This window comes from Tenebrionibacter intestinalis (assembly GCF_016632365.1).
Lineage (GTDB): Bacteria > Pseudomonadota > Gammaproteobacteria > Enterobacterales > Enterobacteriaceae > Tenebrionibacter > Tenebrionibacter intestinalis.
The window spans coordinates 1-665 of sequence record NZ_JAEPBH010000162.1 but is presented as its reverse complement, the minus strand read 5'-3'; the positions used below and the strand labels follow the sequence as shown (position 1 = coordinate 665).

The window sequence follows — 665 nt, the reverse complement described above, 5'->3', positions numbered from 1 at the left end:
TTCTCATCAAAACTTTCCGGAGCGTAGTTCTTCATCACCCCCTGCATACTGGCCGGTCCCTGTTTTGAGATACCCGCATTTTTAATCCGCAGCTTACCCGGCCCGCCAATTTCCACATTACCGCCTTTTATTTTTATATAGCCTCCGCCGCACACCAGCGTCAGCTCATCCTGCGCCGTCACTATCAGCTTTTTACCGCTGGAAATATGCGTGTTCTGCGTGGACCAGGTGGTCACATCACCCCCCTGCGCCTGAATGTCGATGTTATTGTGCGAGGAAAACAGTTTTGCCCCTTCGCGGCTGTAGAGGCTGATTTGTTTTCCGGCCGCCACAGTAAAGTCTTTGTGTGCGCCGATATCCATCTGCTTACCTGCCGTCAGCGTGAGATTGTCATCTGCCGACAGTTGTATATCTTCTCCGCTTACTACCGCCACGCCGTGCGGCGCGCTCGCCAGCAGCACCGCCTGCCGGAAGTCCTCAATCTTCTGTTGAAGAAGAGCCTGCTGGCGACCAATATCTGCCGCCAGCGCCTGTGCGTGTTGCGCGCTGGCCGACAGCGACTGCATTTCCAGGAGTGCCGATGACAGCAGCGCTTTCGCCTGCTGAATATCCAGTTGCTGACCCTGTCCCTGCGCCTGGTTATCCGCTGAGATGAAGACCCCTTT

The 665-nt window shown here is 55.5% G+C and carries 1 protein-coding gene; it reads right to left on the bottom strand.

The window, feature by feature from the left end:
* A partial coding sequence (locus JJB97_RS18305) for a DUF2345 domain-containing protein (RefSeq protein ID WP_238715516.1) occupies positions 1–665 on the bottom strand: 665 nt, incomplete at both ends.